General features: G+C 67.4%; 19 protein-coding genes and 4 pseudogenes. 14 read left to right on the top strand and 9 right to left on the bottom strand.

Going from position 1 to position 16352, the window contains the following annotated elements:
* Positions 1-63 precede the first annotated feature (63 nt).
* Positions 64-219 (bottom strand): annotated as a pseudogene (locus ACFOYX_RS13710) (ABC transporter permease); the annotation flags it as partial.
* The gene (locus ACFOYX_RS13705; RefSeq protein ID WP_322440828.1) at positions 216-1157 is read right to left on the bottom strand and encodes an ATP-binding cassette domain-containing protein; all 942 of its coding nucleotides are present in this window, start codon (positions 1155-1157) and stop codon (positions 216-218) included. The pseudogene ACFOYX_RS13710 and the gene ACFOYX_RS13705, both read right to left, overlap by 4 nt.
* Before the next feature lie 65 nt (positions 1158-1222).
* Between ACFOYX_RS13705 and ACFOYX_RS13700 the strand changes: the two genes are divergently transcribed.
* Both ACFOYX_RS13700 and ACFOYX_RS13695 read left to right on the top strand, forming a co-directional pair.
* Entirely contained in the window at positions 1223-1588 is a 366-nt protein-coding gene (locus ACFOYX_RS13700) for a hypothetical protein (protein ID WP_377534000.1), read from the top strand.
* Between the two features lie 14 nt (positions 1589-1602).
* Positions 1603-2367 (top strand): inositol monophosphatase, encoded by a 765-nt coding sequence (locus ACFOYX_RS13695; protein WP_322440829.1) that lies wholly within the window; start codon positions 1603-1605, stop codon positions 2365-2367.
* Between the two features lie 290 nt (positions 2368-2657).
* On the opposite strand, the gene ACFOYX_RS13690 is transcribed toward ACFOYX_RS13695, so the two are convergent.
* A complete protein-coding gene (locus ACFOYX_RS13690) occupies positions 2658-2930 on the bottom strand; it encodes a hypothetical protein (RefSeq protein ID WP_322440830.1) in 273 nt (90 codons plus the stop codon).
* 67 nt (positions 2931-2997) lie between these two features.
* Here ACFOYX_RS13690 and ACFOYX_RS13685 point away from each other — a divergent pair, with 67 nt between their 5' ends.
* Positions 2998-3849: an ATP-grasp domain-containing protein gene (locus ACFOYX_RS13685; RefSeq protein ID WP_322440831.1), complete on the top strand. Its 852-nt coding sequence runs from the start codon at positions 2998-3000 to the stop codon at positions 3847-3849.
* A 101-nt stretch (positions 3850-3950) separates the two neighbouring features.
* Here ACFOYX_RS13685 and ACFOYX_RS13680 read toward each other — a convergent pair whose 3' ends face one another.
* The 3 genes and pseudogenes from ACFOYX_RS13680 to ACFOYX_RS13670 form a co-directional block, all read right to left on the bottom strand.
* A complete protein-coding gene (locus tag ACFOYX_RS13680; RefSeq protein WP_109800393.1) occupies positions 3951-4532 on the bottom strand; it encodes a carboxymuconolactone decarboxylase family protein in 582 nt (193 codons plus the stop codon).
* Complete coding sequence (locus ACFOYX_RS13675) at positions 4522-4857, bottom strand: hypothetical protein (RefSeq protein ID WP_109800402.1); 336 nt, start codon at positions 4855-4857, stop codon at positions 4522-4524. Before ACFOYX_RS13675 ends, ACFOYX_RS13680 begins: the two co-directional genes overlap by 11 nt.
* 117 nt (positions 4858-4974) lie before the next feature.
* Positions 4975-5118 (bottom strand): annotated as a pseudogene (locus ACFOYX_RS13670) (DUF5131 family protein); the annotation flags it as partial.
* 194 nt (positions 5119-5312) lie between these two features.
* On the opposite strand from ACFOYX_RS13670, the gene ACFOYX_RS13665 reads away from it, so the two are divergent.
* From ACFOYX_RS13665 to ACFOYX_RS13655, 3 genes are all read left to right on the top strand, one after another.
* Entirely contained in the window at positions 5313-5576 is a 264-nt protein-coding gene (locus ACFOYX_RS13665) for an SRPBCC domain-containing protein (protein WP_322440943.1), read from the top strand.
* Positions 5577-5690: 114 nt separating this feature from the next.
* Positions 5691-6362 carry a DUF998 domain-containing protein gene (locus tag ACFOYX_RS13660; protein WP_322440832.1) on the top strand — a complete coding sequence of 224 codons (672 nt, stop codon included), beginning with the start codon at positions 5691-5693 and terminating at the stop codon, positions 6360-6362.
* A 171-nt stretch (positions 6363-6533) separates the two neighbouring features.
* Complete coding sequence (locus ACFOYX_RS13655) at positions 6534-6785, top strand: hypothetical protein (protein ID WP_322440833.1); 252 nt, start codon at positions 6534-6536, stop codon at positions 6783-6785.
* Positions 6786-7170: 385 nt separating this feature from the next.
* Here ACFOYX_RS13655 and ACFOYX_RS13650 read toward each other — a convergent pair whose 3' ends face one another.
* Together ACFOYX_RS13650 and ACFOYX_RS13645 are read right to left on the bottom strand one after the other, a co-directional pair.
* Positions 7171-7761: a hypothetical protein gene (locus tag ACFOYX_RS13650; RefSeq protein WP_322440834.1), complete on the bottom strand. Its 591-nt coding sequence runs from the start codon at positions 7759-7761 to the stop codon at positions 7171-7173.
* Positions 7758-7916, bottom strand: a pseudogene (locus ACFOYX_RS13645) (site-specific integrase); the annotation flags it as partial. The pseudogene ACFOYX_RS13645 and the gene ACFOYX_RS13650, both read right to left, overlap by 4 nt.
* Positions 7917-8247: 331 nt before the next feature.
* On the opposite strand from ACFOYX_RS13645, the gene ACFOYX_RS13640 reads away from it, so the two are divergent.
* From ACFOYX_RS13640 to ACFOYX_RS13630, 3 genes are all read left to right on the top strand, one after another.
* Positions 8248-8760: a SigE family RNA polymerase sigma factor gene (locus tag ACFOYX_RS13640; RefSeq protein WP_322440835.1), complete on the top strand. Its 513-nt coding sequence runs from the start codon at positions 8248-8250 to the stop codon at positions 8758-8760.
* A complete protein-coding gene (locus tag ACFOYX_RS13635) occupies positions 8753-9589 on the top strand; it encodes a hypothetical protein (protein WP_322440836.1) in 837 nt (278 codons plus the stop codon). The genes ACFOYX_RS13640 and ACFOYX_RS13635 overlap by 8 nt, the downstream gene beginning before the upstream one ends.
* A gap of 484 nt (positions 9590-10073) precedes the next feature.
* Positions 10074-10640: a hypothetical protein gene (locus ACFOYX_RS13630; protein WP_322440837.1), complete on the top strand. Its 567-nt coding sequence runs from the start codon at positions 10074-10076 to the stop codon at positions 10638-10640.
* 114 nt (positions 10641-10754) lie between these two features.
* Here ACFOYX_RS13630 and ACFOYX_RS13625 read toward each other — a convergent pair whose 3' ends face one another.
* A complete protein-coding gene (locus tag ACFOYX_RS13625) occupies positions 10755-11234 on the bottom strand; it encodes an HIT domain-containing protein (protein ID WP_322440838.1) in 480 nt (159 codons plus the stop codon).
* Between the two features lie 386 nt (positions 11235-11620).
* Here ACFOYX_RS13625 and ACFOYX_RS13620 point away from each other — a divergent pair, with 386 nt between their 5' ends.
* From ACFOYX_RS13620 to ACFOYX_RS13600, 5 genes and pseudogenes are all read left to right on the top strand, one after another.
* The gene (locus ACFOYX_RS13620) at positions 11621-12178 is read left to right on the top strand and encodes a dihydrofolate reductase family protein (protein ID WP_322440839.1); all 558 of its coding nucleotides are present in this window, start codon (positions 11621-11623) and stop codon (positions 12176-12178) included.
* A 106-nt stretch (positions 12179-12284) separates the two neighbouring features.
* A complete protein-coding gene (locus ACFOYX_RS13615; protein ID WP_322440840.1) occupies positions 12285-12653 on the top strand; it encodes a VOC family protein in 369 nt (122 codons plus the stop codon).
* 227 nt (positions 12654-12880) lie between these two features.
* A pseudogene (locus ACFOYX_RS13610) lies at positions 12881-13621 on the top strand (class I SAM-dependent methyltransferase); the annotation flags it as partial.
* Between the two features lie 134 nt (positions 13622-13755).
* Positions 13756-14364, top strand: a complete 609-nt coding sequence (locus ACFOYX_RS13605; protein WP_322440841.1) for an IS607 family transposase — start codon at positions 13756-13758, stop codon at positions 14362-14364.
* A 149-nt stretch (positions 14365-14513) separates the two neighbouring features.
* Positions 14514-16352, top strand: a complete 1839-nt coding sequence (locus ACFOYX_RS13600) for a zinc ribbon domain-containing protein (RefSeq protein WP_322440842.1) — start codon at positions 14514-14516, stop codon at positions 16350-16352.

Below are 16352 nucleotides of genomic sequence, written 5' to 3'. Positions count from 1 at the left end.
CGGTATGGACGTTACGCCCGTGTCATCCCCACTCGGCCGCCGAACCTTGCTGAGATCACCTCAGTCGACACCGACGTTGAAAGCGTCCCCGAACATGTACACGAACATCAACATGATGATGATCGGCATCAGGACCGCGTTGAAGACCGAGGTCGGGTTCCTGGCGATGTGCTTGAAGTTGCGACGCAACATCACCAACGAGTGGGACTGGGCGCTCATTTCGCGTCCACCTCCGTGGCGTGGCCCGTCAGGGCGAGGAAAACGTCGTCGAGGTCGGGCGTGTGCACGGAGCACTCCTCGGCACTGAGTGAGTGCTCATCGAGCCTGTCCAGCAGAGCCCGAAGCGATTTCGTGCCGCCGTCGCTGGGAACCCGCAAGGTCAGTGCCTCGTCGTCCCGCGTGGAGTCGGTGAGTACCCGCGCGGCCGCGTCGAGTTCGGCGGCGGTGGTGAACCGGAGCCGGACGTGGGTCCCGGGGATCTGGCGTTTGAGCTCGTCGGGAGTGCCCTGGGCGACCAGGCGGCCCTGATCGAGTACCGCGATGCGGTCGGCGAGCTGATCGGCTTCCTCGAGGTACTGGGTGGTGAGGAAAATGGTCACGCCGTCGGCGACCAGGGCACGGATGATCGACCACATCGTGCGGCGGCTGCGCGGGTCCAGTCCCGTCGTCGGCTCGTCCAGAAAGATGATCTTCGGGTTGCCGACGAGCGTCATCGCCAGGTCGAGCTTCCGGCGCATACCCCCGGAGTAGGTCGACGCGGACTTCTGCGCCGACTCCACCAGATCGAAGCGTTCCAGCAGCTCCGTGACGACCCGCTTGCCGTCGCCGGAGACCGCGCGGTTCAGATCCGCCATCAACTGCAGGTTCTCCTGCCCCGTCAGCAGCTCGTCCACCGCAGCGAACTGACCGGTGACTCCGATCGCCGCGCGCACCGCCTTCGCCTCGGTTGCGACATCATGGCCAGCGACGCGGACCGTGCCACCGTCGGCTTTCATCAACGTGGTCAGCACGTTCACCGTCGTCGTCTTACCCGCCCCGTTCGGGCCGAGTAGGGAGAACACCGTTCCCGCGCAGACATCAAGATCGATGCCGTCGAGCACGACCTTGTCCTTGTAGGCCTTTCGCAGTCCTGAGACCGCAATCGCTGAAGTTGTCATGCGGCCAACTATCGGGACCCGGCCTGTCACCCCCCTGACACGCCCCTGACACGACCACTGACAACGTGGTCTGGGCGATTGACTTCCAGTTCGACGCGACCACTGACGGCCGTCCGATCAAGATCGCGAACGTGATCGACGAGCACACCCGGCAAGCCCTCGGCGGTCAGGTCGCCACCGGCGACGATCTCGTCGCCGAGCTCGGCCGCATCGCCGCCACGCGGGGGCGGTGGCCGGTGGCGATTCGTTGCCACAACGGCCTCGAGCTGATCTGCCAGGCCCTGCAGACGAGTGCGCCGGGCGGGTGGGGCTGTCGTTCATCGACCCCCGGCTGCCCGTGGCAGAACCCGTACGTCCCTCGCTGTCGAGCTCGTGCCACAACGTTTGCCCTGTCCTCCAAAGGCACTTTGAGGGCGGGCGGTCTGGGCTGATAGCTTCGTCGGTCGTGGACAGCGCTGATGACCTACAACTCGCGTTCGACACGTCGGATCTGGCGGCGGACCTCGCGCTCGCTTACTTCGAGTCTGGCGTTTCGGCAACGCTGAAGGCCGACGGCACACCAGTCACGGAAGCCGACCGGGCAGTCGAGCGATTGTTTCGCGAGACGTTGTCTGCGGCGAGGCCAGAAGATGCGCTCCTCGGCGAGGAACTTGGTCAACTCGGTGAGTCCGATCGGGTCTGGATCATCGACCCGGTTGACGGCACGTCGTTCTTCAGTCGGCGTGACCCGAACTGGCGAGTTCACATTGCGCTGGAGGTTGCCGGGAGCACTGAGATCTCGGTCGTCACCGCTCCTGCGCTGCGACGCTGCTGGTGGGCGACCCGAGGCGGCGGTTCTTTCGAGTCGTCCTGGCCACGCGAGGAGGCCGAATCGAAGCGCCTTGAAGTCAGCACCACTTCGATGTTGGCTGATGCTCGGCTCGATGCTCTGGACGATGCGTCCAGAGCCCGTCTCCCACCGAGCGCGGCCCGCGCACCGGCAAGCCCCCTCCCGCTCGTCGAGCTTGTTCGTGGCGAAATCGATGCCTTCTTGGTCGAGCGCTACCACATCTGGGATCACGCGCCATGGATTCTTCTCGTCGAGGAAGCGGGCGGCCGTTTCACCGATCGAACCGGAGGACATGCGGGCGATCAAGGCGGTGGCCTGTACTCCAACGCCAACTTGCACAGTCACTTGCTCACCGCGCTTCAATACCCGGCGCGCCCCTGACCGCCGGGACCAAGCGACCTCCGGCGGTGACAGTTGATGCGGCGCGGTCTCGGCGACGGGATGGCGTTCCGCGTCATGAGGTCAAGTGCGAGCCCAGGGGACGGGGGTGTGCGTCTGCGGCATATCGGGCGCTGACGGGATCCACGTACTCTCCGCTATCGCCGCGCCGACATCCATGAAGTCCTGCTGAGCCTGGCCTGCGCCGCCATCTGCCTACGGACACTCCACAATTCAAAGTGAAACGATCTCTAAAGCCTCTGGACCAGTAGACGGGGTCTGGTCACGTGCTGCTAGTACGTCGCCGACGTGATGGGTGACTCTCGTGGCAGTCTCCCATTCACGCTCCGACGGTTACCGGGACTGTTGATGGCGTCGGTGCCCGCGTCTTGGTTCTGTGTTGCTGACCAGTTGGCAAGCAGGCGTAGTCCGTCTTCGGAGGCGGTGCCCGGTTCGGTGCCGTAGGCGACCACGCTCAGGCCGTCGTCGGCGCCCAGTTCCAGCACTTCGAAGGTCAGGTGCAGCTCGCCGATGACCGGGTGTCGGAGGCAGGGGTGTCCGCACATGCCGCCGACGGCGCGAGGGCGGATAACCGTTGGAGGTCATGCCGCCGGGTCGGGCAGCATCGGGCGCATGATGCTTCTCGTTCCCTGCGACCCGCTGCGGCCGCGCCGTCCGGATGAGCATTTTGCGCCGGAGGCGCAAGCGGCTCGAGAAGCCGGCTTGACCGTTGCTGTGGTTGACCACGACGCGCTGGCCCGAGGCGATGACGCAGAGCGGGCGGTGGCGCCCGTGCCCAGCGGCGGCACGGCCATCTATCGAGGCTGGATGCTACGCAGCGAACGGTACGTCCGTTTCACGGACGTGCTCGCCAAGCGGGGCGTGACCGTCCGCACGACTGCCGAGCAATATCGGCGGGCGCACGAGTTGCCCGGCTGGTATCCCACGCTGGCGGCGGTCACGCCACGCTCGGCGTGGACTACGGGCGCAGACCGGGCGGACTTCGACGAGGCTCGGCTTGCTTTCGGTGCGGGCCCGGCCGTCGTGCGTGACTACGTGAAGTCGATGAAGCACTACTGGGACGAGGCTGCGTTCGTTGCGGACGTCGGAGATGGGGACGCCGCGTGGAAGGTCGCCAGCCGGTTGCGGCAGCTGCGGGAGGACAACTTCGTCGGCGGGTTCGTGCTGCGCGAATTCGAGCCGTTCACCTCCGCGGAGGTGCGGACCTGGTGGGTGGATGGCGGGTGCGTCCTGATCGGGTCGCACCCGGACACCCCACACGACCAACCGCCGGGTGAGATTGACCTGGGCTGGCTCACACCGCTGATCGGCGCATTGGGCCTGCCGTTCGTGACGGTGGACCTGGCGCTGCGCGCCGACGGCGTGTGGCGGGTATTCGAAGTGGGCGACGGGCAGGTCAGCGATCGGCCAATCAGCATCGAGCCAGCCGTGATCATCGCGGCAGTGGCTGGAAGATCCAGCTGAGCGGAAGCAACCACCCACAGAACTTCCCGGGATCGGCCTCACTCGATCGTTGACACGCCCCAGAGAAGTTGCTTGCCTCCTTACCCTAAGCGGTCCTGCTGCTATCGGTAACCCCGCTTGAGCAGGTACTTGGCTCCTGCCTCGAAGCCCTCGGGGCTGAGCAGTTCGAAGCCGAAGGCGTCGGCGAGCCGGTCGGTCGTGTTGAACGCGGCGCAGACCGCCAGCGCGTCCTCGACCTGCTGGCGTGAGACACCTGCGGACAGCACCTGCCGCATGTCCTCGGCGCCCACCTTTCCCTCCCGGGTCAGCTTGCCGAGCATCCGCAGCGTTGCCCGGAGCCCGTCCTCGACGGGGGCCGATTCCAGGTCGGCCAGCACCGCATGAACCTTCGCGCCGTCCTGGTACGCCTGCCCCGCCGTCGCGGTGTGCGCGCCGACGCAGAACGCAGACTCGTTTACCTTCGACACGAAGGCCGCCATGAGCTCTCGGTCAGCCACCGTCCAGGCGGAAGGCCCACGCATCGCCTCGTGGGTGAACTTCTTCGCCCGGGCGCCGTAGAAGCCGGGCCGGTAGAAAACCAGCTTGGCGGCGTCTGGTACTGGGTGCCCGGAGAACACCCGGATAAGCCCGAACAGCAACTTGGTCCCGGGGCCGTAACCGCGGTTGAGGATGTCAAGTCGCATTATCCGCCTCCCCGTTGACGGTTGCCTCCGCCAGGGCTGCCAGTCCCGCTTCATACAGCCGGGCGGACTGGCCGACCGCAGCGGATATCACCAGCTCGAAGAGCTGGTCCTCGCTGAAGCCCGATGCCTTTGCCGCAGCGAAGTCCGCGTCGGTGACCTGCGCCGGCCTCGTGGCGACCTTGCCGATCAGCGCGTGCAAGGGCGGGGGGATGTCGGCGTTGCTGAAGGCACGAGCTCGCTGCTCCGGAGATGCCCTGCCCTCTCCGTTCAGGACGCGATCCACCAGGGCTCGGTGCGCTGCTCGCTTCTTGTCCTCATCCGGCACGGCGCCCTCCGCCTCCTCTCCAGCTCGGCGATCTGCCCTCATGTACACAACGTCGGCGAGCGACACGCTAGGCAACGGGCCTCGGCGGCTTCGCCGAGTGGAGGCTGGGCAGCAGGCTCACCCGGCCGTCATTGCAGCAGGGTATTGGTCCCAGGTCCGGCCGTCTAGCTCGCGCCCGCCTGCTTTGGGAGTTGACCCGCCGATCTGCTTGAGGAAGAACGGGACACCGGCGGCGAGGCAGCGATCACGAATCTCCCGGACCCAGGTCGACGAACTCCTCCAGCGGCACTCGTCGACCTGAAAACCGAATTGGAGGACAAGTGATGACCAGCACCACGCGTACCGTCCAGGGCGACCGGATCTACATCCAGGCCACGCCGAAAGCGGTCTGGACGGCGATCACGGACCCGTAGTGGAGCGAGCGGTACGGCTACCGGTCGCCCGCCCACTACGAGCTGCGCCCCGGCGGCCGGTACCGCGGCCTCGCGAGCCCTGAGATGACGGCCGCGGGCGTGCCCGAGGTGGCCATCGAGGGCGAGGTCGTCGAGGTCGACCCGCCGCGCCGGCTGGTGCAGACCTGGCACCCAGTCTGGGGCTCGGAGGCCGCCGCCGAGCCGGCCACCCGCCTGACCTACGAGATCGACGAGACCAGCCCCGGCGTCACCCGGCTGACGGTGCTCCACGACGTGCCGACGCGCCCAGCGTGGAAGCGATGGTAGCCGGGGAGGTGCCCAACGCCGGCGGCGGCTGGAATGAGGTGCTCAGCGACCTCAAGACGCTGCTCGAGACCGGCAAGCCGCTGGCCTGCTGACCCGGGATCCGAGGAGACGGTGATGACGAGCAAATCTTCCGCCGTGTCCGACAACGCGGAACCGCTGGTCGCGCCGCCTTCCCTCGGCACCCTGGGCTGGATTCAGATGTCCGCGTTCATCGTCGCGGGCCTGCTCAGCGTTGCATACGCCGTCGGGTTGCGGCGGGTGCTGCGCCCCGGCCCGGCGGGCACCTGGGGGCCATCGCTTTTCGGTGTCTTCGGCCTCGGCCTGATCGTGGGCGGACTCAGCTTCCCGCCCGGCGCCCCCGAAGGCAACCCGGACCCGATGAGCTGGCACGGCATCGGGCACGCGATCGCCCCGCCGCTCGCCTTCACCGCCCTGGTGCTGGCCTGCTTCGTTGTGGTCCGCCGGGCCGTCATGATGCGGCAGCAGGGCTGGGCGGCCGACAGCGCGGCGATCGGAGTCGTCGCCTCGTGCTGGTGGCCTGGCCCGGCCAGGAGGGGCTCAGCGTACGACTCGCCGTCGCGGTCACCCTTGCCTTCGCCTGGACCACCACGCTGGCGCTCCGCCTGCTCTTGCCAGCCGGCTAACAGAACGAATTTTGGAGGGGTACCGGTCGGCGGCACCTGCTGCCGGTCAGGCCTGCAAGTGCCCCAGCTGATCGGATCCGTGGCTCTGTCCGACTCCCTGAAGCCTGAACCAGGCGTCCTGATCCTCCCCACGAGACTATGAGCGACGGCGGGTAACGGTTGGACTCAGCGGGACCAGACAAGATCGGCCCCTGACCGCGTTTCTTCTGGTCAGGGGCCGTTCTCGCACCTGGTGGTGGGTAGAGGATCGAACCTCTGTAGCTTTCGCGACGGTACGTCGCAGGCGATAGGCCCTGGACCCTGACCGGCTGGCATGGTGATCGCCGCCTGGCTCGCCGCGCAACTCCTCGTGCCAGCGGCGGGAACACACCGGGCGATCGCCGTGGATGGCAAGACGTCGCGCGGCTCCTGGACCGGCGACACTATTGCCCGGCACGTCTTCGCCGCCGCAGAACCAGGCCACCGGTGTCGTGCTGGCCAGTACCGACGTCGCGGCAAGACCAACGAGATCACCCGCTTCGCACCCCTGCTCGACCAGCTCGGCGACCTCGGCATGCTTGCGTGAGTGTCCCCGGATCGCAAGGCGCCGAGGCATGGGCAGGTCGGCGGCGCAGCTGTCGCCGAGAGTGCTCGGCAGGGGCAGCTGCTTTGGCTCCCCGCCGACGTTCGTAGCCCCGTCGCGCCCCTCGGTCGCCGTACAGAAGACAAGTACAGCAACGCACCGGACCGCTGGAACCTCCAACCAGCCAGCCGGGGCTTGTGGCCGGCGCACGAAACCGTCAGCGACCACCTCGCCCGCAATCCATAGGTTCAGGGTTCGAGTCCCTGGCGGCCCACTCCACCGCAGGTCATGTAAGGAGGCCCTGACCGTGCTCAGCGATACCGCGATCAGGGCCAGTACAGCAGCGAAATGCAGCAGTAGGCCCAGGTAGCGCCAGGAAGCCTGGCCGTCAGCGGGCGCCGGCGGGCAGTTCGGGACTCGCCGAAATGCTGAGCGGTGCGGTGGTGGGGCACTCCACCAGGTCGGCCGGATGGGCTGCGCCGACCGGTTCATCTCTGACGGTGCGGTCGTAGACGAGCCGGAAGCAGTGCGGCAGGACCAACTGCTCACCAGTGCGCCGATTCCACGAGTCGACGATCGGGGTGCGGCCGTGCACGCGAATCACCAGGACCACCCCGTCGCCCGTGTCGGGTGTCGATCCGCTGACCTGCATCACCTCGACGCCCTTCACTCGTCCGGCAGAGCGGATGAAAAGGTCGGCCCGGTCGGCATGGTCGTACTCGATCATTCGCTGCACGTCGCGCGTCTGCTGCCACGCGTCGTCCCTGGTGCGCTCCTTCGCCTGAGCCAGGTCCTTGCCGTCCTGCCAGCCACCGCACCCGGTCATCAGCATGAGCATCGTGCCCGACACCGCCAGGATTCTCCCGGCCTTTCTCCGCCGCATGGCCTGATTCTGCCGGGACAACCTGACGACGGCTGCCCCGCCCGGTCCTGACCCGTCCTCGCGAAGCACCTGACCGAACCGGCGAGACACCTTCATCGGTCGAGCACCTTGCCGAGTCGCTTGAGCGCGTCGCGGGTGGCCGCCGAGGACACCACGGTGTAGATCTCCATCGTGATGGCGAACTGCACGTGTCGAAGAATCTGCATGGCCACCCGAGGATGCACGTCCAGATCGGCGAGCAGAAGGGCACTTCGGGATCGGCGTTGCCAGACCACCAGACTGCGGTCAGCAGCAGTAGCGCGACCGGGGCTTGCACGTGCCTCGCCGGCCCGGCTGCCGTCGCCCAGAGACATGGAATGGATGGGCTGGCAGATTCTTCACCGGACGCGGTCGATCCGCTATTGGGTCGACTATGACCCTTTCGTCGGTACCGGGGCATCGATCACCTGAGCTGTCTGACTCCACGGGGCCTTCCGAGCAGCCGCGCGGCTTCCAACTGCAGCCCCGCGAGATTCACATCTGATGCAACCCCCGGAGCCAGACCCTGCGTGACTATCCCGACTCGAGAATCGGAGGCATCGGATGAGCGATCGTGACGCCGCGTTCGCGGCGTACTTCGCGGCACGATCAGACGCGATGCGCGGGACCGCCTACCTGTTGTGCGGCGACTGGCATCGGGCGGAGGACCTGGTCCAGTCCACGTTCACCAAGCTGTACCTGGCCTGGAACCGGGCATCCCGGCACGAGGTGCTCGACGCGTACGTACGGCAGATCCTGTTGCGAACCTTTCTCGATGAGCGGCGCCGCGGCTGGTGGCGACGGGAACGCGTGGACGGTGAGGCGACGGAACAGGCCATGACCGCGGACTCGCCGGAAGAGCGGCTCGTGCTGTTGCGGGCACTGACGGACGTACCGCCGCGCCAGCGGGCGGTGCTGGTCCTCCGGTACTGGGAGGACCTGTCCGTCGAGGAAACCGCGTCGCTGCTGCAGTGCTCGCCCGGAACGGTGAAAAGCCAGGCGGCGCGGGGCCTGGAAACGCTGCGCCGGCTGCTGGCACCTACTTTGGCCGCTACAGGGAGGCAATTCGATGAATGAGGACGAGTTTCGAGGAGCGCTACGCCGCACCATGGCGGCAACCAGTCCACCCCAGCCGATGAGCACGGCCGACGCGCTGGTCGCCGGTCGCCGCGCCCGCTTCCGCCGCCGTGTCGTCTCGTTCTGCGCCGGGTCGGCGACAGCGGTCGTGCTGGTCGCCGCCGTCGGGTTCACCGGCGTGTTGGGCAGCGGGAGTCGCTACAGCCCGGCGGGTACGAAGCCGTCATCCAGCAGCACGGTCGATCCGAGGAGTCGCCCGTCGCAGGTGGAGTGGACCGCGGGCAAGGAGCAGGCACAGGCAATGCTCAACGAGCTCATCGCCGTCGTACCCGCCGGATACACCGTGGTCGAAGACTCGTTGAATCCGGTTGCGATGGTTCCGATGGGTTCGATGGGGACGGCTGGCCGCCCTACCTGGATGGGCGACTGGGTGTACCAGGCGTCGTTCTCGATACGTCAAGGAAAGCAAACGGGTCTGGTACTGGTCGAGGTGCACACCGGGCACTCCCCACTCACCCGGTTGCAGGGTGACGGCTGCGAGTTGACGCTACAGATCTACCCCTCCTCCCGCGGACAATGCCAGCTGGTGACCGTCGGCCAGGCGAAGGTAGGGGTGGCCCAATCCCACTGGAAGAACGAGGACCCCCCGCAGTTCGCCCAGTGGGCCGGGTACCGGCACCCCGATGGGGCGGTGGTCAAAGTCGCCCAGATCTCGAGCCCCGACCCCTACGCGCACCGCTTCGGAGTCCTGCCAGAGCTGAAGAAGCTGCCGTTCACCGTCGAGCAGCTCGCGGAACTCGCCGCCAGCGACCGATTCCACGTCGATTGAGACTCGACACGACGGGTGGGGGCGCGGGATCCCCGCGCCCCCACCCCCTTGTCGCGGAGCCGCTACCTCATGGCGGGCTGGCCGGCGAAGATCAGCAGCGTCACCAATCGGCCGCGGCCCGCTGGCTAACACCGCGCAGGGACGGGACTGCCCGACCGAGAAGATCTTCGCAAGATCAGGGGTCAGGGTCATGGCGGCTTGACATCAATCATTGACATCAACGGCGGCGGCCCAGGCCACACGTGCCCGTACGGATCTCGCGTCGGCCCTGGACCCAATGGCCGTCAGCGGACATTGCGACTCTTGCCGGAAGCGCCTTGTGAGACGTCTGAGTTAGCAGGGGCAGGGTCACGCGTCAGGCGGGACTGTCGGTCCAGCCGTCGAACATGCCTGCGTACGGGTCACGTTCGCCTGTCATGGGGTCCAGACCGGCCCGGAAGCGACGATGCTGTTCCCGCCAGTGCACGTCGCCCATCGATACACGGTGCGGGGCGACCTGCCCGAGGGTCAGCGCGTCAAGGGCAGCGGTGCCTTCGACCCAAAGGCGCGCCGTTTCCAGGCGACGATCACGGTCACCGGCGGGAAATACCCCTCGGCCGGGAGTCGGATCGTGATCGGCGCCGACAGCTATGTGCGGCCGGCCGACGAGAAGGACTGGGTGCACGTCGACCTGAAGCGGGTGAGGCGGGACGATCCCTTCCTGCGCTTCGACTGGCTCGACCCGACCGGCCTGAAGAAGTTCACCTCGACCATCGCCTCAGTGCAGCGGACCGGCCCGCACTCTTACACCGGCCGCTTCGACCCGGATGGTAAAGACGTCAAGTCGTTCCTCCCCGTGGGCGCACCGAGTGTCGTCTCGATCGGCATGCCCCTGTCGCCGTTCACGATCACGACCGACGACCAGGGCTGGGTCACCTCGATCAGGGCGGAGCTCACCCCCAGCACGGGCCTGAAGCTGACGATGACCACCACGATGAGCGATCACGGGAAGCCGCTGAAGATCAAGGCACCAGCGCGGGCCGGGGAGGCCGCCGACTTCTACTACGACTAATGACGCTCCCGGCCGCGGTGGCGCTCCACCTTGTCACCCTGGGGCAGGCCCGCACCACGGTGTGTGGGTCGACGGCGGACGGGATGGCACAAGCAGCGAAGCGGGCGGCTGTGGTCAGCGCAGTGCCGCCAACTCGAAGTGCTCGCGCAATTTGTCGGCGTACGGCCTGCGGCGTTCGGCGGTCACGAACTCCGCGTAGGGGCGTGAGGCATAGAAATCGTCGCCGGCATATCGAGGGAAGACGTGAACGTGGTAGTGCCAGGCGTCTTGGTTCCCGCATGGCTCGTTGTGCTGGCGGACTGAGGTTCCGTCGCATCCGTATGTCTGTCTGATGGCGATCGCGACGTTGCGTACCAGGTCGTGGACCGCGTGCCCGTAGCGAGAGGGCAGGTCGTACAGGTTCTCGTGGTGGGCGTTCGGTACGACGACCACGTGCCCGTGGTTGTTCGGCCACCAGCGCGGCGGGATGAAGGCGGTAGCCAACTCGTCACGCCGCACGATGTCGCGCTGGATGTTTATTCGCCGCTCGTCTTCGCCGCCCGCCACCAGACGGCAGAAGGGGCACACGTAGTCGTCCGGCTCGTGGTTGAACATGACATACCCCTCGTGGTGGGTGAGCCTTGGCGCAGAGCGCCGCGACCATACAGCCGTGCCCAGAGTCCCGAGCCTGGCGCGGCAGTACAGCGCCGAAGTAGAGCAACCGACCTTACTGCCAGCCATCCGAGCGCAACTCAGGCAGGCTACTCACCAGCGCATCCGGCTCCATCCAACCGCGGCGCGGTTAATTCATAGGTTTAGGGTTCGAGTCCCTGGCGGCCCACTCCTCCGCAGGTCAGCGGCCCTGACCGGGATCGCTGTCGCCGCGATCAGGGCCGGTACAGCAGGGCCGCTACCAAACGCGGGGCGGTTCAGAGGCGGCCGTCCCGGTCTGGTCGCGGTTGTAGTAGGTCGAACGGGGTGGGCAGTGGCAAGATTGCGCCATGGCCAACCTCATCTACTCGGCGATCGCCTCGCTCGATGGCTTCACCGCTGACGGCAACGGCGACTTCGACTGGGCGGCGCCCGACGAGGAGGTGCACGCCTTCGTCAACGACAAGGAACGGCCGGTAGGCACCTACCTTTACGGGCGCCGGATGTACGAGACGATGGTCTACTGGGAGACCGCCTCCGCCGGCGACGACCAGCCGGCCGTCGTGCGTGACTACGCGCGGATCTGGCAGGCGGCCGACAAGGTCGTCTACTCGTCGACGCTGGATGCGGTCTCCAGCGCGCGGACCCGGCTCGAGCGGGAGTTCGACCCGGACGCCGTCCGCCGGCTGAAAAAAGCTGCGGAGCGCGATGTCACCGTCGGGGGTCCGGGACTCGCGGCGCACGCGCTCGCGGCCGGCCTGGTGGACGAGTGCCACCTCTTCCTCAACCCCGTCGTGGTGGGCGGGGGGACGCGCGCGTTGTCCGCCGGTCTCCACCTTGAGCTGGAACTGCTGGAAGAGCGCCGGTTCGGCAGCGGCGTGGTCTACCTGCGATACCGGGTCGGCTAGAGCCTGTACCGAACTCGTCGGCTGTGGTGCTTGATCTGGTCGGCTGTGTCGAGACGAGCGCCGCGCTGGGGCTGGTGCATCGCCGCGGGTGGGTGAAAATGACGGCATGCCGAGCCGTCTTGCCGTCATCGCCATCGACGCCATCCGACCACAACTGATCGCCGACTTTTGGTGCTCGGTTCTCGGCTGGCAGGTTGTTGATGAGGATGCTGAGGTGATCACCATCGCAGCCTCCGACCGTTCCTGGCCGATGATCGACGTGGTGGCTGTGCCAGAGGGCAAGGTGATCAAGAACCGGTTGCATTTCGACCTGCGTGCCGACGGCGGGTCCACCGCGGAGGAGCTTGACCGGTTGCTCACCCTCGGTGCACGACGCGTCGACCTGGGACAGCCCTCCGACGCGAGCTGGGTCGTGCTTGCTGATCCTGAAGGCAACGAGTTCTGCCTGCTATCACGTCCTGTGCAGGAGCTCTAGGACAGCTTCCAGTCAAGCGGGCTGGGGCAGATATCGAAGTCGGCCGAGCGGGTGCAGGTGTCGAAGTTGCGGCGCGTGTCGCCAGAGTGACCGGCGGATAGCCGCTGCTGGATCGATGGCCGGCCAATGTGGTGAAATAGTGCGCACGTGACTCTCTCCAGGGCAGCGACGCCAGGCCCCGTGCGCGGCGCGGGGGTGGTGACAGCCAGGGAGGCGGCGACATGTCCGGCGCGCAGTTGTACGACACCATTGGAGCCACTTATACCGTGACTCGGCGCACCGAGCCGCGGATCGCCGCAAGGGTCTGGGCTGCGCTCGGCAATGCGCGGACGGTATTGAATGTCGGGGCTGGTACCGCCTCCTACGAGCCCGCCGACCGTGACGTCACCGCGGTGGAACCGTCGGCGCTCATGCGTGCGCAGCGCCCCGCAGGCGCAGCGCCGTGCGTGGCTGCCGCTGCGGAGAGCCTTCCGTTCGAGGACCAGTCCTTCGACGCAGCGATGGCTTTTGCCACCATCCATCACTGGCAGGACCCGATCGCGGGCCTGCGCGAGATGCGGCGCGTTGCTCGCAGCGTGGTGGTGTTCACGCACGACACCAGTGACACCGGATGGCTTCGTCGGTTCTGGCTTACTCGCGATTACCTTCCTGAAGTCGCGGACCTCCTTGTCGACCGGCCTTCGCTGACCGAGCTGGCCAGCGCGATCGGAGCCCGCGTGGAGCCGGTGCTCATCCCGTGGGACTGCGCTGACGGCTTCTTCGAGGCCTACTGGCGCCGGCCGGAGGAATACCTCGACGAGAACGTTCGTCGCGGGGTATCGGTCTGGGCCAGAGTCGGGCCGGACGCCGAGCAGAGGGCAGTGCACAGCCTCCGTGATGATCTCGCCTCAGGTCGGTGGGCAGAACGCAACCGCGACCTCGTCGATCTCGATGCAGCAGAGCTTGGCCTTCGCCTGCTGATCGCCTGAACCCGCCACATCCGGGTACGACTTCTCTGCCCGAAGCCATGGGCAGTCCAGGCCCCACTCGCATCGGTCAAACGGTTAGGGTGCATCACTGTTGGCTGATTGGCTAAGCGATCCTATGTGCTACGTTGTCGGTCGTGTCCTTGCTGCGTCTGGGTCCGGCTGCGGAGTACGTCGGTGTTCATCCTGTGACCCTGCGCCGGTGGGCGGATGAGGGACGCGTGGCGGTGACGTGGGTCGGCCGGGAGCGTCGTTTCGACTCTTCCCTGCTCGACGTGTTTGTCGGACGCGTTGAGGCGGTACGGCCGCGCCGTGAGGCGTTGTATGTACGGGTGTCTGGTTCGATTGGCCAGGAGTCGTCGCTGGTGGCCCAGGAGGCAGAGTTGCGGGCTACGGCTGCCGGCGAGGTGGTGGCCGTGTTCAAGGACCGGGCGTCTGGGTTGCGGGAGAACCGGCCGGGACTTGCCCGGCTGCTGAAGGCAGCGGCGGCGGGCGAGTTTACGGTGGTGAGAGTGACGCACAGCGATCGGCTGGCCCGGTTCGGCGGCGCGTGGTTGACCGCTCTGCTTGCCCGTGATGGGGTGAGCGTCGAGGTGTTGCATGCGAAGGGTTCGGCCGGTGGGGTCGAGGAACTCTTGGATGATTTCATGTCCCTGGTGGCCACGTTCGCGGGCCGGATGTATGGGATCCGGTCTCGTGAGGCCAGGCGTCGGCTGCTGGCAGCCGCGGGTGGGGACGTTGGGTAGTGACGGGTTCCGTGCTGACGTCGACCGCGACGTGCACTGCGTACCGGGCGGTGTGTGGCGGTAAGCCCGACGCGCCCGGTGTGCAGGGGCCGGTGGGTGGGCGGATATTGGCCGAACGGGTGGGGTGGCTGGCGGACCTGGTTCGGGGCATGGCCGACGAGGTGATCGCTGCGCATTGGTCGGATGGGGACCGTGCGGTTCTTGCGGGTGGGGTGGGCGCTGATGGGAGGCGTCTGCCGGCCAGTGGGTGGATGGCGTTGCGCCGGCTTGGTTGGGGTGCCGTGTCGCCGGCGGGTGTGGTGGTGTCGGACCGGGTTCGCCGCATCGCTGAGGAGGAAGCCGCCCGCGCTCTGCGGTTGGGATGCCACCGTCGTGCGGTTGTTGCCGCACTGCTGGCCACGTGGCCCGCTGATCCGTTCGCCCGTACCGAGGGCGAATGGTCGGCGTTGCGGGCGGTGCTGTCCGAAGGATGCGATAACGCGACGATCCGCAACCGCACCCGGCAGATCGCTGGTTACATCGGCAGGCATGCGCGGCTGCCGGCGGGGCTGTGTGAGTTGGAGGGTCCGCCGGCCGTGGCGCGGCAGGTGAGCCTGGCCGCGGCCGATCGGCAACAGGTTGTCGTGGACCGGGTCGACGGCCGCATGGTGCGGGTGTGGTCGCAGCTTCCCGTGTGTGCGGCGCCGGTCTCGTACCGCGACTGGGTGTGGCATGCCTTCGACGTGGTGTTGCCGGCAATCGTGCCCGCCTGGGTGAAGGTGTGCACGCCGACGCTGCGGCCCGGCGATGGCAAGGTTCGCGTTGACCTGCCCTGGCAGACCCCGCACACCCCGCCGCCGTTGGACGGGCACACTCGCGCGCTGGGTGTCGACTGGGGTGTGAACACCCTGCTGACCGCGACCGTGGCCGACCTCGACCGGGACGGCTGCGTGGCGGTGCGGGGGCGTCCGTTACGGTTCGACGCGACCGGTGTGTCGGCGAAACTGGTGCGGCTACGCCGCCACCGCGAACACCTGAAAACCAAAGCCGACCATGTGACCTGGCTGCGGGACGGCCGCCCCGCCGACGTCCCCGCCGACCCGGCCCTGACGGGAAAGCTTGTCCGCCTCGAGGCCGAGCACACGGCGGTGTGCGCCCGGATCCGGCATCTCAACAAGGCTCTTGCCTGGTCGGCGGCGCGGTGGCTGGTCGACCACGCGACCGCGGTCGGCGCCACCGTCATCTACGTCGAGAACCTCGCCACCCTCGAGGCCGGTGGCGGGTCACGCAGCCTCAACCGGCGACTCTCCGGTGCGGTACGCGGCGCCGTGTTCACCGCCATCGCCCACCTCGCCGCGAAAGCCGGTATCGCCGTCGTCACTGTTCCCGCCCGTGGCACCTCGTCCGGCTGTCCCCGCTGCGGCCGCGCGATCAAGCACGTCAAAACACCGGAGCGCAGCGCCGCCGGGTACCGGTGGGCCACCTGCTCGTGTGGCCTGTCGATGGACCGTGACCACGCCGCGTCGCAACGGATCGCCGCCCGGGGCCTGGCCAACCAGACCAAAACCCTCCGCGACCGTAACGGCAACGCCGCGATCCGGACCGCCACCGACACACCCGTCCGTCACCGGGCCCGTCGACCAACCCGAGCCGCCACTGTCGGACCGCAGCGGGATCGACGTAAAACCCTACCCACCCCGAAGCAGACCCGACCTGCAACGGTCAAGGCTTCACGCCTGCTGCCCTTGCGACGGCAGGTTCCCGCCCCGGCAGGCTCCCCACCGGGATCTGCCGGCAAGCGTCCGGCGGGACGGACACCCCAGGAAACCAACCCGCCAGGGCCGGTACGCCAGGTGCCGCACACGATTTCCACCACTACCCAGCGACACCCACACCGGGTTCGCGGGGCAGTCCTCGGCCGCGGCTTCCACCGCCACGTGCACGCCACCCCGATCACCGACCGGGACGCTCGCACCGGCGAAACATCCGCCTCGCTGAGGATCACATAG

The organism is Micromonospora sp. GCM10011541 (assembly GCF_042650725.1).
GTDB classification, from domain to species: Bacteria; Actinomycetota; Actinomycetes; order Mycobacteriales; family Micromonosporaceae; genus Micromonospora; species Micromonospora sicca.
The sequence above is the reverse complement of the archived record's forward strand: the minus strand, read 5'-3'. Positions and strand labels throughout refer to the sequence as shown.